Genomic DNA, 23,526 nt, shown 5'->3' with positions numbered 1-23,526 from the left:
GCTCCTTTCATTATCTATCCACTTTTCTGCAGGCTTGCGCAATAGAAAAACTCACCGGAGGGCACGTCCGGCGGGGTTGTCCACGAGGACGCGAGGGCGGCCTCCGGCCGGGAGGCCAGCAGGCGCGCCACCTGGCGCTGGTTTTCCTCGGGCGAGAGGGTGCAGGTGAGGTAATGCAGGGTGCCGCCGGGAGCCAGGGCGGTGAAGGCCTCGTCGAGCATCTTGGCCTGCAGGGCCGTAAGGGCGGTGATGTCGTCCTCGGTGCGCTTCCATTTGATGTCCGGCCGGCGGGACAGGGTGCCCAGGCCGGTGCAGGGCGCGTCGAGCAGGATGGTGGCGGGCGCGGCGGAAAGGGGCGGGGGCACGTCGGCGCGGGCGCGGAAGGGCAGAAGCCGCCCGGACTCGATGGCCGGAGCCAGCTCGCGCGCCAGGGCGCGCAGGCGGCCCATGTGCGTGTCGCTGGCGAGCACGGGCGAGAGCCCGGCCTCCAGCAAGAGCCGGGTCTTGCCGCCCCGGCCGGAGCAGGCGTCCCACACCGGGGTCTTGAAGCGCTGCGGCGAGAGCGCGGCCAGGGCCTGGCGCGCGGCAAAGCCCTGGCGGTAGAGCGCGGCGCGTTCCTCCGGGGCAAGGGCCAGCTCTTCGGTCAGGGTGTCCAGGCCGGTGCCGGGCTGGAAGACGATGCCCAAGCCCTGGCGGCCCAGGCAGGCGGGATGCGCCCCCAACCGGCGCGAGAGCGCCAGCGCGGGCTCCTGGCCCAGGGCCTCGGCGTCCACGGCCAGGCCCATGGCGGGCGGCCGGGCCTGGGCCTTCAAGAAGCGCGCGGCGTCGGCCTTGGGGTATTCCTTGAGCCACATGCGCACGATCCAGTCCGGGCAGGAGTAATAGCGCGAGAGCACCTCGGCCTCGTCCTTGGCGCCGTCCTTGTAGGGGCCCACGGTGCGGGCGTCCTCGGCCATGTCGGCCACGCGGCGCAGCACGGCGTTGAACAGGCCGGAAAGGTGCGCCTTGGTGTAGGTCTTGGCCCAGTCCACGGCCCAGTTGACGCTGGCGTAAACGGGCACGCGGTCCAGATGGACGATCTCGTGCGCGGCCAGGCCCAGGGCGAGCATGGCCTCCGCGGGCAGCTTGCGCGCGGGGTCGAGAAAGCGCGAAAGCAGCGCGTCGAGCCGGCCCTTGAGGCGGCAATAGCCGTACACGAGCTCGGTGACGAGCCCAGCGTCGCGGTCGGACAAGGGATCGGCCTTGAGCGCGGTGTCGAGGGCGGCCTGCAGGTCGCGGCCCTCGATGAGGCAGGCGCAAAGACAATCAAGGGCGGCGGCGCGGGCCGCTGGCAGCTGCGACATGGGCCGGTCCTAGCGCCTGCGCCTGCGGCCGCCGCTTCCGCCGTCGCGGCGGGGTTCGCGGGGGCGCTCCTCCTGCTGGGGCGGCTGGGGGCGCTTGCCCTCGGGCTGGGGCGGGGCGGTGTGCATGGCCTTCTGGTAGGCTTCGTCCAGCAGGAGCGAAAGCAGCAGCACCTGGTCGTCGTCCTGGCTCATGGTCTTGACCACGTCCACGTAGCGGCGCATGCGCTCCTGCTCCAGGCTGTCCTTGGCGCGCCACTTGGCTTCCAGAACGGTCGTCAGGCGCTGGGCCACATTGGCGGCCACATCGGCGTCGGTGGGCAGCTCGCGGTGCTGCAGCTGGATGTTGTACTGCCGGGCGATGCGCATGAGCTCCATCTTCTGCATCACGTCCACAAGGGAGATGACCGTGCCCGCGGCGCCTGCGCGGCCCGTGCGGCCCGCGCGGTGGATGTAGCTCTCCGGGTTTTCCGGCGGGGAGTACAGGATGACGTGGGAAAGGCCGGGGATGTCGATGCCGCGTCCGGCCACGTCGGTGGCGATCAAAAAGCGCAGCTGGCCCGCGCGCACGCTGGTGAGCACCTGGTCGCGGCGCGACTGGGTCAGGTCGGCGGAGAGCTCGTCGGCATTGTAGCCGAAGCGCCCCAGCACCGCCGTCAGGTAGTGCACGTCGGACTTGGTGTTGCAGAAGATGATGGCGCTCTCGGGCGACTCCATCTCGATGATGCGCATGAGGCAGCGGTCCTTGCCCATGGACGGGACCTCGTAATACGCGTGGGTCATGTCCGCTATGTGCACCTGCCCCTCGGAAAGGGAGAGCCGGCCCGGATCTGTCAAGAATTCCTGGGCCAGGCGCAGCACCTGCTGCGGGAAGGTGGCCGAGAACATGGCCGCGTGGATGCGCTTGCGCGGCGGCAGGTAGCGCTGGATGTCCTTCATGTCCGGGTAGAAGCCGATGGAGAGCATGCGGTCGGCTTCGTCGAAGATGAGCGTGGAAAGCTCCGAGAGCGAGAGCGAGCGCTTGAGCAGGTGGTCGAGCACGCGGCCCGGGGTGCCCACCACGATCTGCGCGCCGCGCTTGAAGGCCTCCAGCTGCGCGCCGTAGCCCACGCCGCCGTAAACGGCCACGCACTCGATGCCCGTGCCCGCGAACAGGGTCGCCGCGTCGCTTGCCACCTGCTGGGCCAGCTCGCGCGTGGGCACCAGGATGAGCGCCTGGGTGGAGGTGTGCGCGGTTTTGAGGCGGCCCAAGAGCGGCAGCAGGAAGGCCCCGGTTTTGCCGGAGCCTGTGCGCGCCTGGACCATGATGTCGCGTCCGGCCAGCATGTAGGGCAGGGCCTGCTGCTGCACGGGCATGAGTCCCGGCCAGCCCGCGCGGGCGCAGGCCTCCTGCATCACGGCGGGCAGATCGGAAAGCTGCACCTGGGGCAGGGCGTCTTCAGGGGCTATTTCGCCCACGGCTTCGGGCTTGGGGGCGTTCTTGGACTGCTCGGCGTAGAGCAGGGCCTTTTGCACCTGGGTAAGGCCGGGCACCTGCACCATGATTTTCTCGGCCTGTTTCTCGGGCTGGGCGTCCGTTTGCCCGGCGCCGGGCGTTTCGCTGTCGTGATCGGTCATGTCTGGTTAATCTCCCGCGCGCTTTGCGCCGAACCCCAGCGGGGCATCGGACTGCGCGCCCTGTTCTTTGTGATCGAATTTCTTGCCCCCGCGCACGCCGTCCACCACGGCCAGGGCCGAGGCCACGAGGCCGGAGACATCGGCCACGTTGGCCGGAACGATGAGCGTGTTGTTGGTTCTGGCAAGGTTGCCGAACTCGGCGATGTACTTTTCGGCCAGGCGCACGCGCGCGGCGTCCATGCCCTCGGGCCCGGCAAGGGCCTCGGCCACGCGGCGGATGCCCTCGGCCGTGGCGCTGGCCACGATTTCGATCTCGCTGGCGTGGCCCGCGGCCTCGTTGATGCGCTTCTGCTTTTCGCCCTCGGAGACGTTGATGGCCTGCTGGCGCTGGCCCTCGGCCATGTTGATGCGCGCCTGGCGTTCGCCTTCGCTTCGGGCGATTTCGGCGCGCTTTTCGCGCTCGGCCTTCACCTGCAGCTCCATGGCGGCCATGATGCTTGCCGGGGGATTGATGTCCTTGATTTCGTAGCGCAGCACTTTGACGCCCCAGCCCGTGGCCGCCTCGTCCACGGCGGTGATGACCTGGTGGTTGATGGCCTCGCGCGTTTCAAAGGTGCGGTCCAGCTCGATTTTGCCGATGGCCGAGCGCAGGGACGTTTGCGAAAGCTGGATGGCCGCCTGGTAGTAGTTGGCGATGCCGTAGCAGGAGAGCATGGCGTCGCGCACTTCCAGGTAGATGAGGCCGTCGATGGAGACGGAGACGTTGTCCTTGGTGATGCAGACCTGGGGCGGAATCTCCAGCACCTCTTCCTTCATGGAGCGCTTGTAGGCCACGCGGTCGATGAAGGGGATGAGGATGTGGAAGCCCGCGCCGAGGGTGGTGGAGTACCGGCCGAGCCGCTCCACGATGAACTCCGACTTCTGGGGCACCACCACGGCGGTTTTGGCGAAGACGATGACGGCCAGCAAGGCCAGAATGATCAGAATGATGACGTTGCCGTCCAGCATGCGATTCCCCTACATTCCGCCGCGTTCCGCGTCCGCCCTTGCGGGCCGGACCTCGTAGGCGCCGGAGTCGTTCTTCGCCAGGCCGATGATGACCACACTTTCGCCTTCGCCGATGTCGTCCTGCGCTTCCGCGCGCCAAAAGCTGCCGCGGAACTTGATCTCGCCCTGCCTGCCCGGACCCATGGCCCGCGTGGCCACGGCGGTCTTGCCGGCGCCGATGTCCTCGAGCCCGGCGGCGTCTTCCTCGGCCATGCGGGTGCGGCCCCGGAACACGCGCAGGAACATGCGCCGCAAGAGCGCCAGCCCCGCCAGCGAGGCCGCCAGGAAGACCACGAACTGGGCCCCGGCGCCAAGGTTCAGGGCAAAGGCGGCCAGCGCCGCGGCAAAGGCTCCCAGGGCGAAAAAGAGCAGCACGAAGCCGGGCAGCATGAGCTCCGCCAGCAGCAGGGCCACTCCCGCCAGAAACCAAAGCACGTGCGCCGACAAGAAGCCTTCCATAAAACCCTCCACGCTCTCATGAGGCTGATACGCCATTGCCGCACGCACGGCAAGGGCCGCAACGTCTGCGGTCTCCCCCTGCGGGGGGCTGCGCCAGCCCCTGCATGGGGCGCGCGTGGGGGGCGCATGCCCGCGCTACGTATGCGCAAAAAACCGCAGCCGCGAGTCTTGCCAAGCCGGCCCCCTTTCGGCTAAAGCGCCCTGTTCGTTGCGTCGATAAGACGCATGACAGGAGTTACAGCCATGAGCCGCCACATCATCGACGCCCTGAAGCACCGCCTGAACCCCCTGCACCTGTACTGCAGGCTGTGCGACCTGGGCCTGCCCGCCAGCCTGGCCCGGAGCCTTTCCTCCGGGTACGAGCGCATGGTCTACCGGCCCATCGCCGACTAGGCCCGCCTTTCTCCCGCGCCGCGCGCCGGGGTCGCTTCTTCCGCCGCGCCGTCCAGCGCTCTCCCGCCGCCTTCCTCGCGCCACCGGCGCTCCCGTTTTCTTGCCGCGTCCCTTTCGCCGCCGCGCGCCGGGGGGGCCGCCTTCGTTGCGCCGTCCAGCGCCTTCCGCTCTGCCTTGTGCCCCCCGCGCTCCCGTTCTTTTGCCGCATCCCTTCCTTGCACAACGGCCACCGCTTTCCCGGTTTCTTGACAGAACCGCACCCGAAGGCGATTATCCTGCGAGCCGCGCCCGTGACGTTCTGGTCTTTCGGCGCGCCATTTCCCACCGCCGGAGGATTCCATGACCACTGCCGACGAGAGCAAGGCCGCTTTTGCCAGCGCGCCCGCCTGCCCCACCGAGATTCCCCGCGACCTGGCCCGCGAGGCCGAGCGCGCCCGCATGATCATCGAGACCCTGCCCTACATCCGCGAATTCGCCGGGCAGACCGTGGTCATCAAATACGGCGGCAACGCCATGATCGACGAAACCCTGAAGCAGAGCTTCGCGCGCTCCGTGGTGCTGCTCAAGTACGTTGGGGTCAATCCCATCATCGTGCACGGCGGCGGCCCGCAGATCGGCAAGATGCTCAAGGCGCTGAACATCGAGAGCCACTTCCGCCAGGGCCTGCGCGTGACGGACGACGCCACCATGGACGTGGTGGAGATGGTGCTGGTGGGCAAGGTCAACAAAGAGATCGTGAACCTGATCAACCTGGCCGGGGGCCGGGCGGTGGGGCTTTCCGGCAAGGACGGCATGCTCATCCGCGCGGAGAAGAAGGAGCTGGCCATCAGCAGCGACGACGCCCCCACGGAGATCATCGACCTGGGCAAGGTGGGCGAGGTGACGGCCATAGAGACCGGGGTGCTCAAGTCCCTCATGGGCATCGGCATCATTCCGGTCATCGCGCCGGTGGGCGTGGACGACGAGGGCAACACCTACAACATCAACGCCGACTCCGTGGCCGGGGCCGTGGCCGGGGCCATGCGCGCCAAGCGCCTGCACCTCTTGACCGACGTGGCCGGCGTGCTCGACCGCGACAAGCGCCTCATTCCCAGCATGACCAGCACTCAGGCCTTCCAGGCCATAGAGTGCGGCGTGGTGGTGGGCGGCATGATCCCCAAGCTGCAATGCTGCCTGGAGGCCATCATGGCGGGCGTGGAAAAGGTCCACATCATCGACGGCCGCGTGGAGAACTGCGTGCTGCTCGAACTCTTCACCAACTGCGGCATCGGCACGGAGATCACCCGCTAGGGCGCACCCTCAGAACGCCTGCCCGGGCACGGCGATCCGGGCCAAGCCGTTTGCCCGGCGCGCGTCTCGTGGACCAACGCGGATGTTCGGTGCAGAGGCCCGGCGTGAAAGCCCGGCGCGGCCCCGGCTTCCTCCCTGTTTCTCCTGCGGTTTTTTCTCGACGCGCAGGCGAGGACGGACGTGGCGTCCTTTTGCCTCGACATGATGAAATAAACAGCAACGGGCGGTCCCTCGAACGCGAGGGGCCGCCCGTTTTTCTTGCCCCAGTCCGTTGTTACGCGGCAGCCCCGACGTGTTGCGCCTCTTCCTCGTCCATGCCCTGCGCGCTGTCCGCATCCTCGCGGATGTGCACGACGATGCCGCTCAGGCTCCGGGCCTGGTCCGCCAGCTCGGCCACGGCCCGGGCGGATTCGTCCATGGCCAGGCTGGTCTGCCCGCTGATGGCGCGCATGTCCTCCACGGCGCCGCTCACCTCGCGCCCGGCCTCGGCCTGGTGGCGCGTGGCCCCGGCAATGGCCCGTATCTCTTCCGAGGCCTGTGAGGTCAGGGTCACGATCTCGTTCAAGGCCGAGGCCGAGGCGTCGGCCTGGGCGGTGGCGTCGTTCACGGCGCGGCCCGCCAGGTCCACCTGTTCCAGGCTGCTCCTGGTTTCGGTCTGTATGCCGCGTATGGCCTGGTCCACCTGCTTGGTGGCGGCCTGGGTCTTCTCGGCCAGCTTGCGCACCTCGTCGGCCACCACGGCGAAGCCCCGGCCCGCGTCGCCCGCGCGCGCGGCCTCGATGGCCGCGTTGAGCGCCAGCAGGTTCGTCTGGTCGGCAATGTCGTCGATGACCGTGATGATGCGGCCGATGTCCTCGCTGCGGGCGCGCAGGGCGTCCATGCTGCTGCGCAGGGCCTCGGCGCGGTCCTGCACGGCGGAGACCACCCGGGCCACCTGGGCCACGGTCTGCTCGCCCTGGCTGGCGCGGTCGCGGGCGGATTCGGCGGTCTCGGCGGCGCGGGCCGCGCCTGTTTCGGCTCCGGCCACGGCCTCCAGCAGCCGCTCGATGGCTCCGGCCGTGCGGTCGGACAGGCGCGACTGCTCCTCCGCGCCCCGGGCCGACTGCTCCACCTGGGCGGAAAGCTGCTGGGACGACGCGCCCAGGCGGTCCACCACCTCGGCCATGCGGCCGGCGGCCAGGCGCATGCCCTCCCGGCGGGAGAGCTCGGCCTTGAGGCCGGCCTCCTTGGCCGCGGCCACGGCGAGCCGGGCGCGCTCGGCCTCGTTCTCCGCATCCAGGCGGCACTCTCCGGCCAGGGCGATCTCCTTTTGCAGCGTTTTGACCATGCTGCCCAGGGCCAGGGCCATCTTGCCCAGCTCGTCGCGGCGGTCCACGGCCAGCTCCGCGGCCAGGTCGCCCGCGGCCACGCGCTCGGCAAAGGCCAGGGTCTTTTTCAGCGGGCGGTTGATGTTCGCGGTGACCAGCGCGCCAAAGGCCAGCGAGGTGAGCACGGCCAGAACGGCGGCCGCCAGCAGGGTCAGCTGGTCCTTTCTGGCCTGTGGCAGGGCCTGGCCCACAAAGGCCTGCGTGCCCGCGCGCTCCTGCTCCAGCAAGACGTCGAGGGCGGCCTCCACGCGGCCCATGGCCTCGCGCGCCTCGCGCATGGAAAGGGCCATGGCGCCGAAGCGCATGTCCGAATCCAGGAACTCCAGCACCTTTCTGTGGCGGGCTCCCCAAGCCTCCCAGGCCTCCTTGAACTCCAGCCACGCAGGATCCTCGGCCTCTGCCTTGCCGCCGGGGCCGGGCAGCGCCTCGAAGGCGGCCATGGCCGCTGCGGCCTGAACCCATGACTTCTCCAGGCTTTCCTTTTGGCGTTGCAGCAGCGCCGGGTTTTCCTGCGTCTCGGGGATGAGCCGGGTGCGCTCCGCCTTTTGGATGGCGGTGAGGGCGTTGCGCAGGGTCAGCAGATGGCTTTGCGCGGGCAGGCGGCGCTGGGCCGTCGCGGTCAGGGCGTCCTCCGTGCGGCGGATGCCCATGTAGCCCACAACGGCTATGGCCAGGGTGATGATGGAGGCGGCGGCGAGCCCCAGGGTGATTTTGCCCCAGACCGGGATGTTGCGCATGGCGTGGCTCCTGTTGGGCAAGGTTTGCGGAACGGTTGGATCCGAAACCCCGGCCTACCCTCTGGCGGCGAACGCATGGTGTGCGCAGGGTGAACAGCGTGTGACAGTTTGGCGTCGCGTACGCCCTTGCGCACTGCGTAATTGCGGCGTTATGCTGTCCGCAAAATCCTGGCCGCGCTTTCTGGAGGTTTGCCATGTCCGAAGACAACGCATTGCCCGCCAACACCCCTGGTCCGCTTCTGGCCATGTCCGATGCGTACTGGAAGTCCTGCACCCTGCACGCCGCCGTGGAGCTGGACGTGTTCACGCCTCTGGCCGCGGCCCCGGCCACGGCCGCGCAGCTGGCCAAGCGCATGGGGGTGGACGAGCGCGCCCTGGGCATGCTGCTGGGCGCCTTGCGCGCCATGGGGCTGCTGCTGCGCGTGGGCGAGGCCTTCGCCCTTGTTCCGGCCGCGGCGGCGTATTTGGTGCGCACCGCGCCGGACTATAAGGGGCACATCATTCTGCACCACAAGCATTTGGTGGAGTCCTTCGGCCTATTGGACGAGGCCGTGCGCACGGGCAAAAGCGTGCGCGGCGGTCCGCAGCGCACCGAGGCCGAACGCGAGGCCTTCCTGCTCGGCATGTTCAACAACGCCATGGGCGTCGCCCCGCGCCTGGCCCCAAGGCTGGATGCCCTGCTGCGCGCGGCGGGGCTGCCGGGCATGGCCGGGCGCGCGCGTCTGCTCGACCTGGGCGGCGGGCCCGGCACCTACGCCATTCACTTCTGCCTGGCGCACCCCGGCCTTGTGGCCAGCGTGTTCGACCTGCCCGAGACCCGGCCCTTTGCCGAGGCCACGGCCGCCCGCTTCGGCCTGTCTTATGCCCCGGGCGATCCGGCGGGCCGCCTGCGCTTCGTGCCGGGCGACTACACCGCCGAGCCCGTGCCCGCAGGGTTCGATGCGGCCTGGCTCTCGCACATTCTGCATGGCGAGTCTCCGGCCGTTGCGGCGGACGTGGTGCGCAAGGCCGCGCAGGGCTTGAACCCCGGCGGGCTCTTGCTGGTGCAGGAGTTTTTGCTTGATGACAGCCTGGACGGCCCGGAGTTCCCGGCGCTGTTCTCGCTCAACATGCTGCTGGGCACGCCAGGCGGGCAGGCCTACTCCGGCGGGCAGGTGCGCGAGATGCTCGCCGCGGCCGGGCTCAAGAACATCGCGCGGCTTGATTTCGCCGGCCCGAACAGCGCCGGAGTCATTGCCGGGCGCAAGGCCTGAGCGCAGGCGAAAGCCTGGCGGGGGAAAAGGGGCGCGGCCAGCCTGCGCGAGGCTGCCCAAGCCTTGGGCTCAGGAGGCAAGCCGGGGCCGCCAGGGCAGCTTGCTCCGGCCGGGGCAGGCGCGCAAAACGGTGCGGCGCGGCCCCTGTTTCCAGGAGACCGCGCCGCGGTGGAGGGAGATAAAGAGGGGTTGCTACTTGGCGGCGGCGTCGGAGGCTTCGGTCTTCTCAGCCTTGGCCTTCTTGGGGGCCTTCTTCACAGCCTTCTTGGGGGCCTTTTTCTCGACCTTCTTGTCGGCGGCGACGTCGGCTTTGGCTTCGGTCTTGGCCGGAGCGGCGGCGGTGTCGGCGGCCGGAGCGGCGGCGAAGGCGGGAACGGCGAGGGACAGCATCAGGATGGCGGCGGCGAACTTCTTCATGGCGAGCTCCTTAAAATCTGGTTGAGGGTGTGCGGAAGTTGGGGTTTGTATTGGGCTACTGCTTGGGCGCGTCGGGCGCCGGGGCAGCGGTCTGCTTGTCGTGCTTCTCGCGGGCGATGCCGTCGCTCAGGCGGTCGGCCTTCTTGTTCAGGCGGGCGCGCTCCTGCCTGGTCACCTTGCCGTCGGCCTTGGCGCGGTCTTCGGCCTGCTCAAGCTTGGCCTTGCGCTTTTCCAGACGGGCGGCTTCCTTCTCGTTCAAGGCGCCGGTGGCCTTGCCCTGCTCGATGCGCTTTTCCATGCGGGCTTCGCGTTTGTCGAGGCCCGGGGTATCGGTGCCCTGCGCAAAGGCGGGAGCAGCCAGAGAAAGCACCAGGGCGGCGGCGGCGAACTTCTTAAGCATGATCGAACTCCTTGGAGTGTCCATCAGTTGAAGGTTGCTGTTCAGGGCCGGTTGCGTTCGTTCATCCCTGCGCCTTGCGACGCATGCCACCAAGAGAGCATGTGCCGTGCCAAACGCTAACACTGCCGATTCATTACTATTATATTTTGAGCGCCAAAGGGGGCGCGCGCCAAACGAGCAAAGATTGCGCGCTTTTGTCCACATGCGCGCAAACCTGCGCCACAAGACGCGCCGGAGTTTCAACGCAATGTGGTGCGGACCGGCACGTCAGAGAGGGCGCCAAGCCAACCGTCCGGCCAACAGGTGAGGGCCAGCCAAGAAGACGGCCGCTCAAAGGGATGAAGGGGGGCTGTGAAAAGCGGCTCCGCTCCTTCGGGGCGAAGCCGCGCAGGGCCTTGTGCGGGGGCGCGACGAGGAAATGACCGGTCACGCGCGGGTGCGCTCTTTGCCCGCTGCTGTCCGACGGTATGCCGGGCAGGGGGCACTTGCCGCGCCATGGGAAGGGGGGGCGCGGCCTCGGCGCGAGGCGGGCGGCGCTTGCGCGTCCGTCCCGCCTTATGCGCGGCCTGGGCTAGCCGTACAGAACCTCGCCTTCCAGCTGGCTGCCGTCGGGCACTCTGGCCTGCTTGCGGGCGCGGTTGATGACGCGGGTGACGCCGCTGATGCGCACGTTTTTGCCGAAGCGCACGTCGCCATGCACCTCCAGCCGTTCGCAGTTGATGAGCGAGGGCGCGCCCTTGGGGAAGCGCTCCTGGAACATGTCGATCTTCTTGTAGAACTTTTGATCCAGGGCGATGCTCGGCATGGCCGTGGTGCGCGCCGGGTTCTGCTCAATGGTTTCGAGCTTGGTGCGCAGGAAGCAGTCGCTCATGACCAGCAGCAGGTCCTGGGTGGTCTTGACCGGGGCGAAGCGCGAGCGCGGCACAAGCACGGCCCGGGCGTTTTCGAAGGCGCTGATGGCCGAGCCCATGGCCGTCTCCACCTGCAGCACCGCCGGGGACTCCGGGTCGCGCGGGTCCAGGGTCTTGGGGTTCAGGATGAGGTCAAGCGGCATCATCAGGTTCTCCACGAAGACCCGCTCCAGCACGTTCAGGTCCACCCACAGGGAGTTGGTGTTGAAGTAGCGGTACTTGTCGATGTCGGCAAAGCTCTCCAGCTCGTTTTCGGGGCACTGGGCCAGCTCGCGCAGCATCAGCCGGTTCGAGCCGTTGAGTTTTGCCAGGTGCCCGCCCTTGCGGTCCAGGTGGGTGCGCCGGGCCACTTCCATGAGGAAGGGCAGCTTTTCTTTGGCGATGTAGCCGAGCAGGCGCGAGTCCATGACCGCGCCCAGGTTGTCGGAGTTGGAGATGAAGGCGTAGCGGTAGCCGCGCTTGAGCAGCTTGTCCAACAGGCCCGAGGTGACCAGCGCGGTGTACACGTCGCCGTGGCCGGGCGGGTTCCATTCCAGCTCCGGGTTCTCCGGGCAGTCCGCGGGCGAGAGGTCCGACTCCAGAATCTTGGGGTACATGTGCTGCACAAAGGCCAGCGGGATGCCCGTGTCGCCGTTGTCCAGCCCCTCCACCTTGAGCATGGTGTCGCGGTGGGTTTTGAAGCTGTTCATGAAGATGAGCGGCAGGGGTGATTTGTACTTTTTGCGCAGCACCTTGGCCTGGCGCAGAATGATGTCGAGGAAGGTATGGCCGTCCTTCACGGGGATGAGGCTCTTGGCCCGCTCGAGCCCCATGCTGGTACCCAGGCCGCCGTTGAGCTTGATGACCACGGTATGCGACAGCGCCTCGCGCCCGGCGTCGGAATACGCCTCCAGGTCGGCGTAGGCGGGCACCTCGCCGTCCTGCAGGGGCGAAATGTCCGCGTCGCCGGTTTTGCCCTGCGCGCCCTGCATTATCTGCGTGTAATAGCACTTGAACACGTTGATGACGATGGAGGGGATGCGGCGCTCCTCCATCTTGAGGGCGAAGGGCTTGAACATGGTGTGGACGGCGGGGTCTTGTGCCGTGAGGCAGCTGATCTTCATTGGCGCTCCGTGCGGGGGCCGTGGGCCCGGTCTGGGTTTTACCAGCATTTTGAGTATATGGGGAAAATTGGTGGAATTGCAAGCCGGGGTGCCTGCCCGCCTGGGGCGAAATGGCTGCGGGGCGCAAAAAGGCCCGGCGCGGAAAACATCCGGCCGGGCCTTGGCTAGGGGTGGAGGGAAGCGGCTAGGAGAGCAGGCCGGTGGTGGCCGTGCCGCCCGAAACGCTGGCCACCAGGGCGTCGAGCACCGAAAGGGTGCCGAAGCCGGTGACGAGCAGGATGATGTCGCCGCTCGCGAGGTTGTATTCCTCAACGGCGCGGTTGAAGTAGCCGCTGGCGCTCACGGTGCCGACGGCGTCGGCCGTGCGGTAGAGGAAGAGCTGCTGCCCGGGCACGCCGCCCATCAGGCGCATGGTGGTGGAATCGAAGCTCATGGCGTCTCCTTGCTTGGGGTTCGTGTTGCGGTGGTGGCTGGACCCTTGCGGCGGTTAGGCCGAAAGGCTGGCGTCGTCGTCGCAGTCGATCTCGATCACGCCGTCGTCATCGATGAGCACGGCGCCGGCGGAAAGCAGGTGGTCCACCAGGTGGGCGGCCTTTTCAGGCACCCAGTCGGTGAAGACCTTGACCTCCTGGCCCTCGGCCAGGCCCAGGGCGCTGCGGTGGTACAGGAAGCACTTGCGCGTGCCGGAGCTCATGGGCAGGCCGGTGTGGAACATCCAGGTGATGCCGAGCCAGGTGCGGCTCTCCGTGCCCTTGAGCCAGGGGTAGCGGTCGCCGGCGAAGTCGGCGCTCTTGAACTCGCTGATGTCGAGCAGCTCGTTCCACTGGTGCGCGCCCACCACGGCGAAGCGGTTGCCGTCGTCGGGCACGTCGCTGGCGTTCAGCATGCCGAAGGCCTGCAGGATCTTGCCCTTGGTGAGGCCGGTGCCGGCCTCGGCCACCACGTTGCTGGCCTGGGCCAGCTTGGTCACGATGAGCTCGTCGACCTTGCGGCCCAGGGCGTAGGCCCCGGCGTTGGCCACCACAAGGCGCTCGTCGGTGTTGGTCTTGAGTTCGTCCAGCTGGTCCACGTAGTCCGCGCCGTACCAGTCCTCCAGGGTGGCGGTGACGGTGGAGTGGGCGACGTTCATGAGGGGCACGTTGCCGTGGCGGGTCTTCTTGCCGGCCGAGCCCTTGCCGTTCTTCTGAAACACGGCGGTGGCGCCGACGACGCCGGTCTTGAGGCGCACGGTGCCGCGCAGCTTGCTGCCGCGCTGCTGATAGGCCTCGTGCACGTCGGCCACGTACTGGGCGATGAAGGAATTGCTGATGCTCATGGACATGAGGTGGTGCCTCCAGAGGTGAAAGGTTCTGGGGGGCCGGGTGTCTCATGCGCCGCGGGCTTTCGAGGTGGCCGGACGTTTCGCGCCGGGCTCGGGCTCCGCGGCCCTGGGGCCGGGCGCGGGCCTCCAGCAGGCCCGCTTGAAGCGCAAGTATAGCCCCGGTTTTCGGCGCGGATGAAAATCACCGGTTTTTGGCCGGTAAAAAGACGAAATTAGCGGGTTGACAGGGGCGCGCGGGGAGAGACGCCCTTTGAGGCACAGGTTCTTGGCGGTGGGCCGCGGAGCAGCAGCGGCCCACCGCCTGGCCGACGCCTGGCCGACGCCGGGGCGACGCCGAGCCGACGCCGTGGCCCAGGACTACCTGGAGCACCTGCCCAGTCCGCAAGCCATCGGCTCCGCCTTGGGCAGCCGGGATGCCGTGCGGTTCATCCGGCCCTTTGTGGCCGCCTAGCCTTTCTTTTTACTTTTGTGTTCGGCCGCGTTCTGCGGCCCGGCTATGCCGTCAGGCGGCGCCACAGCCGTCCGGTCTCGTAGCGCAGGCGGTGGCTCGGGGCCAGCCCGCGGCGCAGCGAGGGCGTCACGGTGCTGTCGTACTGGCGGCGGAGGGCGGCCGGGCTTTCGTAGCGCCCGGCTGTCTTGGGCGCGGCGAGGATGCGTTGCACCACGGCCACGGTCTGGTCGTAGGCGTCGCGGGTGCGGTCCAGGCGCACGTGGGCCTGGGCCGCGGCGTAGTCCTCGTGGCGGAAATGCGGCAGGGGTCCCTGGAGCAGGGGCGGCAGTTCGCTCTCGGCCGCGAGGATGCGCGCGCAGGAGGCGACCATGTCGCTTTGGGGCTTGGTGAGGCCGAGATGCGTGGTTGCAGGCAGCAGCACCGAGGGCTTTTCCCAAAAGGGCATCTCCAGGCAGGTGGCCGAGGTGCGCATGATGGCCAGGTCGCAGAAGCGATAGGCCCAGGTGCTGTCCGGCTCCTCCACGGCGCAGGCGTTCCAGAGCGCGTCCGAGGTCGTGCCCAGCCCCCAGGTGTCGGTGCCGTGCTTCTTGAAGGCGTATTCCCAGGGGTGCAGCTTCACCGCCACGTTGAGCCCGGCGTCCGCGGCGGCGCGCAGCACCTGCCCGTAGGTCGGGTGGCGCACGTCCGCGCTGTTCGGCAGCCACAGGCAAAGGGGGCGCCCGGGGTCGAAGCCGTACTTGGCGCAGAACGCCCCGCGCGAGGCGAACCCGCCGTGCAGCGTGTTCACCGTGGGCTCGAAGAAGATGTTCCCCGTGAAGTGGATGCCCGTGGCCTCGAGGAACTGGCGCGACTCGCCGGTGTGGTGGTACTCAAGCTCATAGAACAGGGTCAGCGGATGCTGCAGGAGCAGGTGCTCCGCGCCGTGGCAGGTGAAGTCGCCCAGGAGCGTGGCCATTTGGGCCGTGATGATGCCGCGCGCGCGCGCGCCGGCGATGATCCCCGGCAGATCGGGATCGTGGTGCGAATCGGTGATGAGCAGCCGGGCGTTTGTGGCTTGCGCCCTTTGCAGCGCCTCGGTCCGGGGCAGAAAGCGGATGTCGCGCGCGGCCAGCTCCGGCAGCAGCGCCTCGGGCACGTCCACGCCCATTTTGAGCCCAAGGGGCGCGCCGGTGGCGATGACCACCTCGCAGGCGAGGCCCGCCCCGGCCAGGCGCTCGTGCAGGGTGAGCAGCTTGTGGAACCCGCCCCCGTGGACGTTGAGCCAGAGGATGAAGACATCAAGCGTTTTCATGAGCACCTTTTGGGCCAAGGGAAGGGCGGAGCACAGGCGCGGCGCAACGGCCCCCGCGCGGCGTGACGTCAGATCCCCGCGCCGCCATCTGCCTCAGCCCTTGCGGCAAAGCCCCAGCACCTGCCGCTCCACGGCCCAGCGGATGATTTTTTGCCCCGTGGCCTGGGCCAGGGCCCGGGCGGCCGGGGTGGAGAGCACGCGCCAGCACAGGTCGGCGAAGGTTTTGGCCAGGCCGCCTTCCCAAAGACGCTCGTGGTGGCAAAAAAGCTCGGCCCGGGCGTCGGCGAAGCCGTGCATGACGAAAAGATGCCGCAGGGACTTGGGCACGTACGGGTGCACGTGGGTGGGGTCCTCATAAAAAACAGGCACGTTGGAGGCGAAGTCCGGCGTGAGCACGATGAGCGTTCCGCCCGGCTTGAGCACGCGTTTGCACTCGGCCAGCATCATGGTGGGGTCCATGACGTGCTCCAGCACGCTCTTCAAGAACACGGCGTCGTAGAGCCCCTCCGGGCAGGGCCAGGCGCTGCCGAAGATATCCGCCTGGCGCACGCTGACGCCGGGATGCTCGCAGCTTGCGCCCTCGGCCAAATCCAGGCCTTCGCACAGCAGGCCGCGCCGGGCGAAGGCCGCCAGCATTTCGCCCCGGCCGCAGCCTGCGTCGAGCAGGCGCATGCCCGGGGCCAGGCCGGCCAGCTCCATGAGCCGCCGGGCCAGGTGGTCCGGGTAGGTGCTCTTTTCGCGCTGGCCGTCGGCATACACCACCTTGAGGTAGTCGCGGCTGGCCTGGTTCGTCTCCGGCCGGTTGGGGGCGTCGCTCATGTCGTCTCCGTCCCTTGCCTACAGGCCCTGCAGGCCGGGGGTCTGCAGGCCGTGGTAGTCCCAGCACACCTTGCACAGCTCGAAGCGGTCGTACTCGCCCTTGGCCAGGTGTTCGCGGTAGAAGGCCAGCTTCTCGGCCTTCCAGATCTCGGCCAGGGGCGTCTTGCGCACGTCGCCCACAAGCATGGCGCCGTCAAAGTCGCGGCAGCAGGCCGAAACCCGGCCGTCCCAGTACACGGAGAGCTTGTCGAAGACCTCCGGGCACTGCGGGTGCTTGCGCACCAGCTGCTCCTCGCCCTTCATGTGGCTCAGGGCCGCGCGCTCCTGCTCGGAGAGCTTGGCCTTGGAGATGTCGAAGCGCTCCAGCTCGGTGCGGCCCACGGTGATCTTGTCCGTGAAGGCCGAGACCCGCTCGCGGAAGGCCGCCACAAGCTCCGGGCCTTCGTAGGTGATGGTGGTGGAGACGTGGATGTACGGATAGGCCGCCTCGCCGCGGACGTCGTGCAGCAGCTTCACCTTGGCCATGAGCTCTTCAAAGTAGTCCGTGTTGCGCATTTCGCGGTAGCTTTTGCCGTCCACGCCCTGGAAGGAGAACTTCATGGACTGCACGCCCGCCTGCACCAGCCGGCGCATGTCGGCCTCGCCGATGCGGCTGCCGTTGGTGTTGAAGTGCACCAGCAGCCCGCGCGCAACCGCCCGCTCCATCCAGTCCAGCCACTTGGGGTGCAGGGTGGGCTCGCCCCAGAGGATGAAGCGCAGGGGCGTCTTGTGCTGGGCCGCCTGGTCCAGTACGCTTTCGAACACCTCGTCGCTCATGATGCCCTTTGGGCGCACCTGCACGCTGGTGCCCACCGGGCACATGAGGCAGTGGAAGTTGCAGGTGTTGGTCAGCTCCACGTCGATGACGCGCGGAAAATCGCCGAGGTTTCGCAGCTTGTCCGCCGGGGCGATGGTGTTGATGGCCCGGTAGTACGGGTCGAAGGGATTCGTGCGCGGATTCGTGCCGGTCATTGCGTTATTCCTGTCCTGCCGGGCCGATGCGCCGGGTCTTGTTCAGCAGATATTTGGGCCCAAGGTATTCGGCCATCTTGCGCAGGGTCATGTTGCGGTTCTTGCTTTTGAACTGCGCCAGGCGCTTTTGCAAAAAGTCCTCCTGCTCCGGCGGCAGGTAGAACTCCACGCGGTGCGGGCCGCCGCCGGGCGCAAGCTCGCCGGTCATGCCGCCCTCCACCCAGGAGAGCACGTCGCAGTCGAAGCCGAGGGTGCGCGAACGCACCAGATGCGGCTCGCACACGCCGTGCTCGTCGGGCGGGCCGTCCTCCAGGTCGAAGCGCAGGGCGCTCTGAAAAGCCAGCACGTCGCGGCAGGCGGTGAGGAACGCCGCGCGGCGCGGCACGTTCAGTTCCTCGGCCAAGCGGGTGGAAAGCCCCAGCAGAAACGCCCCGAACTCCTGATGGCAGCCCAGCAGGATCTCGAAGGTGTACTGCATGTTCAGCTTGCCGTAGTCGCCCCGGCCCAGCCGGTCGAAGTGCTCGGGCTTGCGCCAGTAGTCGTAAAGGGCCTGGGCCGAATCGAAGTTCTCCAGGTCGTGGTCGGCGTCGAAGGCGCGGCGCATGCGCGCCACGGCGTCGTCCTCCGGGCCGTGGGCGAGCTTCTTGGTCTCCTCGCCCACGCGGCGCATGAGCTCCACCGGGTGCAGGCCGTGCTCCTTCCAGAAGCAGAGGAACACGCGGTACCACTCCTTGCTCCACATGAACTGGAAGAGAAAATGCAGAAAGCGGAAGGCCCGGAGCTCGTCCACCGGCATGGTGGGCGTGGCCAGCACCACCTCCTGGCCCTCCATGACGGTTTCGCCGTCGTAGATGCCCCAGGCGTTGTCGTGCAGGCGGTAGCCCGTCTTGGTCACGTAGTCGCGCCGGTACTCGGCGGAGTCCATGCGCGTGCCGGGCAGAAGGTGCAGGTTGTAGTTGTTGATCTCAAACCCTTCGTCCATGAGCACGCGGTTGGCGTCCAGGTGCGTTTGCGCGGTCTCGTGGGGCAGGCCCAAAATCAGCTCGGTGAACAGCGGAGCCTTGAGTTCGCGCAGGATGGGCGTGATCTCGCTCAAGGGCAGGTTCTTGCGGCCAATGGCCTCCAGGCTCTTTTTGTTGTGCGACTGGAAGCTTGCGCCCACGCTGGCGATGCCGCCGAACTCCCGCGCCACCCGGGCGATGCGCGGCGGGTTGCTCTTGTCCCACTGCACGTTGACGAACTGGGGGAAGCCGTACTTCTCGTGCGCTTGGCGGATGGCCCGGGCGATTTCCGCATCGCGTTCAAGGATGCCGAAGTTGGCGTCGCAGGTCATCATGGTGCCGTACTTGGTGCAGTGCGAGCCGATGTAGTCCACCTCGGCCAGCACGCGTTCCATGCTGAAGCGGGTGAGCTTGCTGCTGCCGATGCCCCAGGCGCAGTAGGCGCAGCGGTAGGGGCAGGAGCGGTTGGTCTCGATGAGCGGGAGGTAGGGTTCCTCGAAAAAGGGATCCATGAGCCCGGTGAGGTAGGGCGAGGGGATCTCGTCCAGGTCGGCGAAGCCGGGCAGCGCCGGGGAGACGCGCACCGCGCCGGCCGCGCGCAGGTCGTTCACCAGGCAGCCCTCCACCGGGGCTGCGCGCAGGCGCGCCACATCGCGGCCGCAGGACTCGAAGGCCGCGAGCAGCGCGGCAAAGGGGCGTTCGCCCTGGTTCAGGGTATAGGCGTCCACCTCTGGCAGGCGGGAGAAGAACTCGCGCGCGCCCGCCTCGTTGGCGTTCAGGTCGGTGAACACAGGTCCGCCGCCCGTGACCAGCACGTTCGGGTTGGCCGCGCGGGCAATGCGCGCCGCCAGGCCGCCCAGGTTCTGGTTCCACACGTAGAACGAAAGGCCGAGCACGTCGGGCGGGCTTGTGCGCAGAGCCGGCAGCAAGTCCTCCGGCCGCTTGAACAGCCTAAGCTCAATGTCCGGAAACTGCTTTTTGGCGTACCCGCCCACGAACCCCAGATTGATGGGGATCGTCCAGACGCTCACTTTTTCCCAGGTGTGGACAAGGTCGGCGAGATAGACGCGCAGTGGACGCAAACGGAACTCCTTACCTTTCGCGTGGGAGCCGGGCCAGGCGGATCAGGCGTGGCCGGGCCCGATTGGGCCGGGTTGAGACGGATTGGGTCGGGTCGGCCCGAAAGACTAAAAAAATCCCCTATTGCCCTGGCAATGTCAAGCCGGGCCGGGCGCAACGGACGCCAAGGCCCCGCGCCCTTGCCGCCGCGTCTGCCGCCGCCCGGGCGTCCCGCGCTCCCCGCGCCGCGCACCGGCGGACGTCCTGTCGGCATTCTCCGTTTCTCCACCGCGCAAAGGATCTGGCGGGCCCTGCCCGCACCAGCGCCGCGTTCTTGCCACTGGCGTGGAAGGGCGGTATTGCCGCCCCATGCGGCATGCGTCACCCCTTCCCCCCTTCGGCCAAACCCCGGCCCCGGTGGACTTGTCCTGGCCCTTGCGGCCGGGCATGCCCCTGTTCCCCGGCGACCCGCCCCTGGAGCTCGTGCCCATGGGCCGTCTGGAGACCCACGGCTTCCTCTCGCATCAGACGCGGCTGCCTGGACACTGCGGCACCCACGTGGACGCGCCCTGCCATGTGCTGGCGGGCGGGGCGACATTGGCCGACCTGCCCCTGGCGCGCTTCGCCGGGTCGGGCGCGCTGCTTGATCTGCGCGGCCGCGCGGGTCTGGCCGTCACCGCCGCGGACCTTGCGCCGCACCTGGAAGAGCTGCGGGCCGAGGCCCCGGCCTTCATCCTGCTGCGCACCGGCGACGAGGAGCGCTTCGGCCAGCCGGACTATTACACCAAGGGCGCGCACCTGACGCCTGCGGCGGCCGCGCTGCTGGCGGAGCTGCGCGTTTCGGACCAGGGGCTTTCCGGCGTCGGGCTCGACGCGGGCTCTGCCGATCCCTATGAATCCGATCCCTTGGACGAGGTTTTTCTGCCCGCGCACAAGGCCCTGCTCGGGGCCGGGGTGCTCATCGTGGAGAACCTGCGCAACCTTGCGGCCCTGCCCGCGCGCGGGTTCCAGTTCTTCTGCGCGCCGGTGCTGGGGCTCGACGGCTCGCCCGTGCGCGCCTTGGCGCTTGTGGGACCGGAGGCGGCATGAGCCTGCCCCAGGGGCAGAAGGCGGGCTTGGCCGTGTACGCCAAGCTGGTGGGCAGCATGGCCCTGTGGGGCGCCACCTGGGTCTCCGGGCGCATCGTGGCCCAGCAGATGTCGCCGTTTCCCGCCGCGTTTCTGCGCTTCCTGTTCGCCTCGGCCTTTCTCTACGTGCTGCTCTGCCGCGAGGCCGCCCAGCGCGGCGGCGGCTGGCCCAGGCTGGACCGCGCGCTTCTGCCCGGCGTGGCCTTTCTCGCCCTCACCGGCGTGTTTCTGTACAACGCCCTGTTTTTTTCCGGCCTGGCGCGCATCCAGGCGGGCCGCGCGGCCATGATCGTGGCCTGCGTGCCCTCGGCCGTGGCCCTGTATTCCGCGCTGGTGCTGCGCGCGCCCACGGGCGCGGTGAAGTCCCTCGGCATCGCCCTCTCGCTTTTCGGCGTGGCGGTCATCCTCTCCGGCGGCGATCCGCGCACGCTCTTCACCCATGGGGCCAGCCTGGGCGATGTGCTCATCCTGGGCTGCCTCGTCACCTGGGCCGCGTACACCATCGCCGGGGGCAGCGTCATGCGCCGCGCCACGCCGCTTTCGGCCGTGGGCTGGTCGTGCATTTTGGGCTGCGCCATGCTGCTGCCGCCCGCCCTGGGCACGGGGCTCGCCACGCAGACCCTGGACGCCAGCTGGTTCATTTGGGGCAACCTCGTCTTTTTGGGAGTGGGCGCCACCGGGCTGGCCTTCACCTGGTATTACGACGGCATTCTGGCCCTGGGCGCGGCCCGAGCCAGCGTGTTCCTCAACCTCGTGCCCGTGTTCGCCACCATTCTGGGCAGCCTGTTGCTGGGCGAGGACGCGGGCCACGCGCTGGTGCTCGGCGGCGGCATGGTGCTTTTCGGCGTGATTCTGGCCAACCGGCCAGCTCATCGGCCAGCTCATCGGCCGGGCAAGGGCGCGGCGGCGAAAGGCACGGAAAGCTAGCGTCCTTCCCCCCGTCTACTCGCCCCGCTGGCTCGGCCTGTTGACAGCCTCCCATCAACTCGGCTCGCTGGCTTGGCCCGTTGACTCGTTCAGCCCCGCCGGGCACACTCGGCTCCATGACGCTCCTCGGACTCGACCTCGAAGGCCAGGTCATCCGCCCCCCGGCGGAGGCCGAAAGCCTGCTGCTGCAAGTGACCCTCGGCTGCTCGCACAACCGTTGCGCCTTTTGCCCGGCCTACAAGGGCAAGCGCTTTGGCTTCAAGGACCCGGAGCGCGTGCGCGCCGCCATCGGCCACGCCGCCGCCAACCTGCCGGAGCTGCGCCGCGTGTTCCTCTGCGACGGCGACGCGCTCATCCTGCCCCAGCAACGCCTGGAGTCCATCCTGGGCGACATCCGCCAGCGCCTGCCCTGGGTCACGCGCGTCAACGCCTACGCCAACGCCAAGGCCCTGGCCCGCAAGACCGACGCCGAGCTTGTCCGCCTGCGCCAGGCGGGCCTCGGCACCGTGTACCTGGGGCTGGAGTCCGGGCTGGACGAGGTGCTCGCCGCCATGGGCAAATGGGGCGGCGTGGACGAGCATCTGCGCCAGGCCGCCCGCGCCAAGGCCGCCGGGCTCAAGCTTTCCGTCACCGTGCTTTTGGGTCTGGCCGGACGCGGCGGGCCGGGTTCCCCGGCCGAGGCCCACGCCCGCGCCACGGGCCGCGCCCTTTCCGCCATGGACCCGGAGCAGGCCTCGGCCCTGGCCCTCATGGTCGCGCCCGGCACCCCCCTTTATGAACGTCGGCAGCGCGGCGAATTCTTGCCCCAGGACGACGCGGGCCTGCTGCGCGAACTTCACTGGCTGCTGGAAGAGACGCACCTGGGCCGGGGCCTGTTCTTCTCCAACCACGCCTCCAATCCCCTGCGCCTGCGTTTGCGCCTGCCGCGCGACAAGGAAGCCGGGCTCGCCGCCGTGCGCGCCGCCTTGGCCGGAGATGCGCCTGTGGTGCCCCAGGCCTACCGGCGGCTGTAAAGGGAGGGGGAGAGGAGAGAAAGACGGGGAGGAGACGGGCAGGGGCGGCGCTTGGAATAAGACGCGCGCAAAGGCGCATGTCGGCTTCGGCGCCGGCCGAACGCGCGCGGTCTGCCCGGCGCAATGCCTGCCCCTCAGTCCGTCTCGTATTCGGCGGAGTCCAGCAGAATGGTCACCGGCCCCCAGTTGACGAAATCCAGGTGCATTTCCGCGCCGAACACGCCCTGGGCGAACACGCCGGGGCACTGGCTGGCAAGATCCGCGGCCAGCCGGTCGTACAGGGTGCGCGCCAGCTCCGGCGGCGCGGCGCTGGAAAAGGACGGGCGGCGGCCCCGGCGCGTTTCGGCGTAGAGCGTGAACTGCGACACGAGCAGAAGCCCGCCGCCGGTCTCGCGCAGGCTTACGTTCAGCTTGCCGCCGGCGTCGGGGAAGACGCGCAGGTCGAGCACCTTGGCGCACAGGGCGGACCACAGGCGCGAGGCGGGCAGCTCCGGGCCGTCGGCCTTGCCGAACCCGGCCAGCACCAGCAGCCCCTGGCCTATCTGCCCCACGCGGGCGCCCTCCACCGTCACCGAGGCCCGCGTGACGCGCTGGAGCAGCAGGCGCACGCCTAGTCCTCGAAGTACGTTGCGCGCGAGGTGCCCTTCTCGGACACGCTGACGCTTTTGAGCCGGGCCTGGGGCGCAAGCGCCGCCAGCCGGTCCTTGAGGTCCAGGTAGATGTGCCGGGCGATGTTCTCGCTCGACGGATTGCGCTGGGCAAAGGCGGGCAGGTCGTTCAGGTGCGCGTGGTCCAGGGCGTCCACAGCCTCCCGGGTCAGGCGCTTCAAGTCGCCAAAGTCCACCAAGATCTCCACCGCGGGGTCGAGCCGCTCGCCCTCCACCTCGACGCTGACGCCGAAATTGTGGCCGTGCAGGTGCTCGCACTTGCCGTTGTAGTTGCGAAGCTGGTGCGAGGCGCAAAAGGCCTCGTCGATGTTGAGCCGCCATTTTCCGGCCATGGGTCCTCCGTGTGGCTTGCCGTGCCCGGTGCGGGCCGTGCTTGGATATTGGCGCTGGGCCGGGTTTTGTCAACCACGCTGGGCCGCCCCGGCGCCACCGGCCGCGTGCCTCCTCCTCCTTCTTCCATCCGCAGCCCCCGGGCGGAAGTCCATTTGCGGAATTTTCGCGCCG

The 23,526-nt window shown here is 68.5% G+C and carries 23 protein-coding genes; 7 read left to right on the top strand and 16 right to left on the bottom strand.

Translation table 11 applies throughout. From position 1 onward, the window contains the following. Nucleotides 1-14: 14 nt before the first annotated feature. Genes ACYQ4W_RS12150 through ACYQ4W_RS12135 form a run of 4 tightly spaced genes read right to left on the bottom strand, consistent with a single transcriptional unit; the run spans nt 15 to nt 4,463 of the window. A complete protein-coding gene (locus ACYQ4W_RS12150; protein WP_459856977.1) occupies nt 15-1,343 on the bottom strand; it encodes a transcription antitermination factor NusB in 1,329 nt (442 codons plus the stop codon). A gap of 9 nt (nt 1,344-1,352) precedes the next feature. After that, nucleotides 1,353-2,957 (bottom strand): DEAD/DEAH box helicase, encoded by a 1,605-nt coding sequence (locus ACYQ4W_RS12145; protein WP_459856974.1) that lies wholly within the window; start codon nt 2,955-2,957, stop codon nt 1,353-1,355. 6 nt (nt 2,958-2,963) lie between these two features. Continuing rightward, on the bottom strand, nt 2,964-3,965 hold the full coding sequence (locus tag ACYQ4W_RS12140; protein ID WP_459856972.1) for an SPFH domain-containing protein: 1,002 nt from the start codon (nt 3,963-3,965) through the stop codon (nt 2,964-2,966). Between the two features lie 9 nt (nt 3,966-3,974). Then, nucleotides 3,975-4,463, bottom strand: coding sequence for an NfeD family protein (locus ACYQ4W_RS12135; RefSeq protein ID WP_459856969.1), 489 nt, complete (start codon nt 4,461-4,463; stop codon nt 3,975-3,977). Between the two features lie 243 nt (nt 4,464-4,706). Here ACYQ4W_RS12135 and ACYQ4W_RS12130 point away from each other — a divergent pair, with 243 nt between their 5' ends. After that, nucleotides 4,707-4,856 (top strand): hypothetical protein, encoded by a 150-nt coding sequence (locus tag ACYQ4W_RS12130; protein ID WP_459856967.1) that lies wholly within the window; start codon nt 4,707-4,709, stop codon nt 4,854-4,856. A 438-nt stretch (nt 4,857-5,294) separates the two neighbouring features. Further along, nucleotides 5,295-6,146 (top strand): acetylglutamate kinase, encoded by an 852-nt coding sequence (argB, locus tag ACYQ4W_RS12125; RefSeq protein WP_459858547.1) that lies wholly within the window; start codon nt 5,295-5,297, stop codon nt 6,144-6,146. A gap of 274 nt (nt 6,147-6,420) precedes the next feature. Here the strand turns inward: argB and ACYQ4W_RS12120 are convergent, their stop codons facing one another. After that, nucleotides 6,421-8,250 carry a methyl-accepting chemotaxis protein gene (locus ACYQ4W_RS12120; protein WP_459856965.1) on the bottom strand — a complete coding sequence of 610 codons (1,830 nt, stop codon included), beginning with the start codon at nt 8,248-8,250 and terminating at the stop codon, nt 6,421-6,423. Between the two features lie 194 nt (nt 8,251-8,444). On the opposite strand from ACYQ4W_RS12120, the gene ACYQ4W_RS12115 reads away from it, so the two are divergent. Then, nucleotides 8,445-9,503, top strand: a complete 1,059-nt coding sequence (locus ACYQ4W_RS12115) for a methyltransferase (protein WP_459856962.1) — start codon at nt 8,445-8,447, stop codon at nt 9,501-9,503. Nucleotides 9,504-9,695: 192 nt separating this feature from the next. Here the strand turns inward: ACYQ4W_RS12115 and ACYQ4W_RS12110 are convergent, their stop codons facing one another. The 5 genes from ACYQ4W_RS12110 to ACYQ4W_RS12090 form a co-directional block, all read right to left on the bottom strand. Next, nucleotides 9,696-9,920, bottom strand: coding sequence for a hypothetical protein (locus tag ACYQ4W_RS12110; RefSeq protein WP_459856959.1), 225 nt, complete (start codon nt 9,918-9,920; stop codon nt 9,696-9,698). 55 nt (nt 9,921-9,975) lie between these two features. Then, a complete protein-coding gene (locus ACYQ4W_RS12105) occupies nt 9,976-10,320 on the bottom strand; it encodes a hypothetical protein (RefSeq protein ID WP_459856957.1) in 345 nt (114 codons plus the stop codon). A gap of 571 nt (nt 10,321-10,891) precedes the next feature. Beyond that, nucleotides 10,892-12,334, bottom strand: a complete 1,443-nt coding sequence (locus ACYQ4W_RS12100; protein WP_459856954.1) for a UTP--glucose-1-phosphate uridylyltransferase — start codon at nt 12,332-12,334, stop codon at nt 10,892-10,894. A gap of 184 nt (nt 12,335-12,518) precedes the next feature. Continuing rightward, a complete protein-coding gene (locus tag ACYQ4W_RS12095) occupies nt 12,519-12,767 on the bottom strand; it encodes a hypothetical protein (RefSeq protein WP_459856952.1) in 249 nt (82 codons plus the stop codon). A gap of 54 nt (nt 12,768-12,821) precedes the next feature. Next, nucleotides 12,822-13,655, bottom strand: a complete 834-nt coding sequence (locus ACYQ4W_RS12090) for a phage capsid protein (RefSeq protein ID WP_459856950.1) — start codon at nt 13,653-13,655, stop codon at nt 12,822-12,824. Nucleotides 13,656-13,905: 250 nt separating this feature from the next. On the opposite strand from ACYQ4W_RS12090, the gene ACYQ4W_RS12085 reads away from it, so the two are divergent. After that, nucleotides 13,906-14,106: a hypothetical protein gene (locus ACYQ4W_RS12085; RefSeq protein ID WP_459856948.1), complete on the top strand. Its 201-nt coding sequence runs from the start codon at nt 13,906-13,908 to the stop codon at nt 14,104-14,106. Between the two features lie 43 nt (nt 14,107-14,149). On the opposite strand, the gene ACYQ4W_RS12080 is transcribed toward ACYQ4W_RS12085, so the two are convergent. The 4 genes from ACYQ4W_RS12080 to ACYQ4W_RS12065 all read right to left on the bottom strand — a co-directional run bounded on the left by ACYQ4W_RS12080 (nt 14,150) and on the right by ACYQ4W_RS12065 (nt 19,310). Further along, nucleotides 14,150-15,397, bottom strand: a complete 1,248-nt coding sequence (locus ACYQ4W_RS12080) for a hypothetical protein (RefSeq protein ID WP_459856945.1) — start codon at nt 15,395-15,397, stop codon at nt 14,150-14,152. A gap of 93 nt (nt 15,398-15,490) precedes the next feature. Continuing rightward, nucleotides 15,491-16,216: a class I SAM-dependent methyltransferase gene (locus ACYQ4W_RS12075; protein ID WP_459856943.1), complete on the bottom strand. Its 726-nt coding sequence runs from the start codon at nt 16,214-16,216 to the stop codon at nt 15,491-15,493. A gap of 18 nt (nt 16,217-16,234) precedes the next feature. Beyond that, complete coding sequence (locus ACYQ4W_RS12070; protein ID WP_459856941.1) at nt 16,235-17,227, bottom strand: radical SAM/SPASM domain-containing protein; 993 nt, start codon at nt 17,225-17,227, stop codon at nt 16,235-16,237. Nucleotides 17,228-17,231: 4 nt separating this feature from the next. Then, nucleotides 17,232-19,310 carry a B12-binding domain-containing radical SAM protein gene (locus ACYQ4W_RS12065; RefSeq protein WP_459856938.1) on the bottom strand — a complete coding sequence of 693 codons (2,079 nt, stop codon included), beginning with the start codon at nt 19,308-19,310 and terminating at the stop codon, nt 17,232-17,234. A gap of 346 nt (nt 19,311-19,656) precedes the next feature. Between ACYQ4W_RS12065 and ACYQ4W_RS12060 the strand changes: the two genes are divergently transcribed. The 3 genes from ACYQ4W_RS12060 (at nt 19,657) to ACYQ4W_RS12050 (ending at nt 22,354) form a co-directional block, all read left to right on the top strand. Beyond that, on the top strand, nt 19,657-20,376 hold the full coding sequence (locus ACYQ4W_RS12060; protein WP_459856936.1) for a cyclase family protein: 720 nt from the start codon (nt 19,657-19,659) through the stop codon (nt 20,374-20,376). Beyond that, complete coding sequence (locus ACYQ4W_RS12055; RefSeq protein WP_459856934.1) at nt 20,373-21,341, top strand: DMT family transporter; 969 nt, start codon at nt 20,373-20,375, stop codon at nt 21,339-21,341. Before ACYQ4W_RS12060 ends, ACYQ4W_RS12055 begins: the two co-directional genes overlap by 4 nt. Nucleotides 21,342-21,457: 116 nt before the next feature. Further along, on the top strand, nt 21,458-22,354 hold the full coding sequence (locus ACYQ4W_RS12050) for a radical SAM protein (protein ID WP_459856931.1): 897 nt from the start codon (nt 21,458-21,460) through the stop codon (nt 22,352-22,354). A gap of 134 nt (nt 22,355-22,488) precedes the next feature. Here ACYQ4W_RS12050 and dtd read toward each other — a convergent pair whose 3' ends face one another. Both dtd and queD read right to left on the bottom strand, forming a co-directional pair. Further along, nucleotides 22,489-22,962: a D-aminoacyl-tRNA deacylase gene (gene dtd / locus ACYQ4W_RS12045; protein WP_459856928.1), complete on the bottom strand. Its 474-nt coding sequence runs from the start codon at nt 22,960-22,962 to the stop codon at nt 22,489-22,491. A gap of 2 nt (nt 22,963-22,964) precedes the next feature. Then, nucleotides 22,965-23,354 (bottom strand): 6-carboxytetrahydropterin synthase QueD, encoded by a 390-nt coding sequence (queD, locus tag ACYQ4W_RS12040; protein WP_459856925.1) that lies wholly within the window; start codon nt 23,352-23,354, stop codon nt 22,965-22,967. Nucleotides 23,355-23,526 lie beyond the last annotated feature (172 nt).

This window comes from Humidesulfovibrio idahonensis, from assembly GCF_054657715.1.
The sequence above is the reverse complement of the archived record's forward strand: the minus strand, read 5'-3'. Positions and strand labels throughout refer to the sequence as shown.

What these genes read in the sequence shown, in the direction of transcription:
- ACYQ4W_RS12055 (WP_459856934.1), top strand. Translation starts at nt 20,373, where the DNA reads ATGAGCCTGCCCCAGGGGCAGAAGGCGGGCTTGGCCGTGTACGCCAAG.
- queD (WP_459856925.1), bottom strand. Translation starts at nt 23,354, where the DNA reads ATGGCCGGAAAATGGCGGCTCAACATCGACGAGGCCTTTTGCGCCTCG.
- ACYQ4W_RS12135 (WP_459856969.1), bottom strand. Translation starts at nt 4,463, where the DNA reads ATGGAAGGCTTCTTGTCGGCGCACGTGCTTTGGTTTCTGGCGGGAGTG.
- ACYQ4W_RS12050 (WP_459856931.1), top strand. Translation starts at nt 21,458, where the DNA reads ATGACGCTCCTCGGACTCGACCTCGAAGGCCAGGTCATCCGCCCCCCG.
- argB (WP_459858547.1), top strand. Translation starts at nt 5,295, where the DNA reads ATGATCATCGAGACCCTGCCCTACATCCGCGAATTCGCCGGGCAGACC.
- ACYQ4W_RS12075 (WP_459856943.1), bottom strand. Translation starts at nt 16,216, where the DNA reads ATGAGCGACGCCCCCAACCGGCCGGAGACGAACCAGGCCAGCCGCGAC.
- ACYQ4W_RS12090 (WP_459856950.1), bottom strand. Translation starts at nt 13,655, where the DNA reads ATGTCCATGAGCATCAGCAATTCCTTCATCGCCCAGTACGTGGCCGAC.
- ACYQ4W_RS12115 (WP_459856962.1), top strand. Translation starts at nt 8,445, where the DNA reads ATGTCCGAAGACAACGCATTGCCCGCCAACACCCCTGGTCCGCTTCTG.
- ACYQ4W_RS12110 (WP_459856959.1), bottom strand. Translation starts at nt 9,920, where the DNA reads ATGAAGAAGTTCGCCGCCGCCATCCTGATGCTGTCCCTCGCCGTTCCC.
- ACYQ4W_RS12150 (WP_459856977.1), bottom strand. Translation starts at nt 1,343, where the DNA reads ATGTCGCAGCTGCCAGCGGCCCGCGCCGCCGCCCTTGATTGTCTTTGC.
- ACYQ4W_RS12095 (WP_459856952.1), bottom strand. Translation starts at nt 12,767, where the DNA reads ATGAGCTTCGATTCCACCACCATGCGCCTGATGGGCGGCGTGCCCGGG.
- ACYQ4W_RS12100 (WP_459856954.1), bottom strand. Translation starts at nt 12,334, where the DNA reads ATGAAGATCAGCTGCCTCACGGCACAAGACCCCGCCGTCCACACCATG.
- ACYQ4W_RS12080 (WP_459856945.1), bottom strand. Translation starts at nt 15,397, where the DNA reads ATGAAAACGCTTGATGTCTTCATCCTCTGGCTCAACGTCCACGGGGGC.
- ACYQ4W_RS12105 (WP_459856957.1), bottom strand. Translation starts at nt 10,320, where the DNA reads ATGCTTAAGAAGTTCGCCGCCGCCGCCCTGGTGCTTTCTCTGGCTGCT.
- ACYQ4W_RS12140 (WP_459856972.1), bottom strand. Translation starts at nt 3,965, where the DNA reads ATGCTGGACGGCAACGTCATCATTCTGATCATTCTGGCCTTGCTGGCC.
- ACYQ4W_RS12120 (WP_459856965.1), bottom strand. Translation starts at nt 8,250, where the DNA reads ATGCGCAACATCCCGGTCTGGGGCAAAATCACCCTGGGGCTCGCCGCC.
- ACYQ4W_RS12130 (WP_459856967.1), top strand. Translation starts at nt 4,707, where the DNA reads ATGAGCCGCCACATCATCGACGCCCTGAAGCACCGCCTGAACCCCCTG.
- ACYQ4W_RS12070 (WP_459856941.1), bottom strand. Translation starts at nt 17,227, where the DNA reads ATGACCGGCACGAATCCGCGCACGAATCCCTTCGACCCGTACTACCGG.
- ACYQ4W_RS12060 (WP_459856936.1), top strand. Translation starts at nt 19,657, where the DNA reads ATGCGGCATGCGTCACCCCTTCCCCCCTTCGGCCAAACCCCGGCCCCG.
- ACYQ4W_RS12145 (WP_459856974.1), bottom strand. Translation starts at nt 2,957, where the DNA reads ATGACCGATCACGACAGCGAAACGCCCGGCGCCGGGCAAACGGACGCC.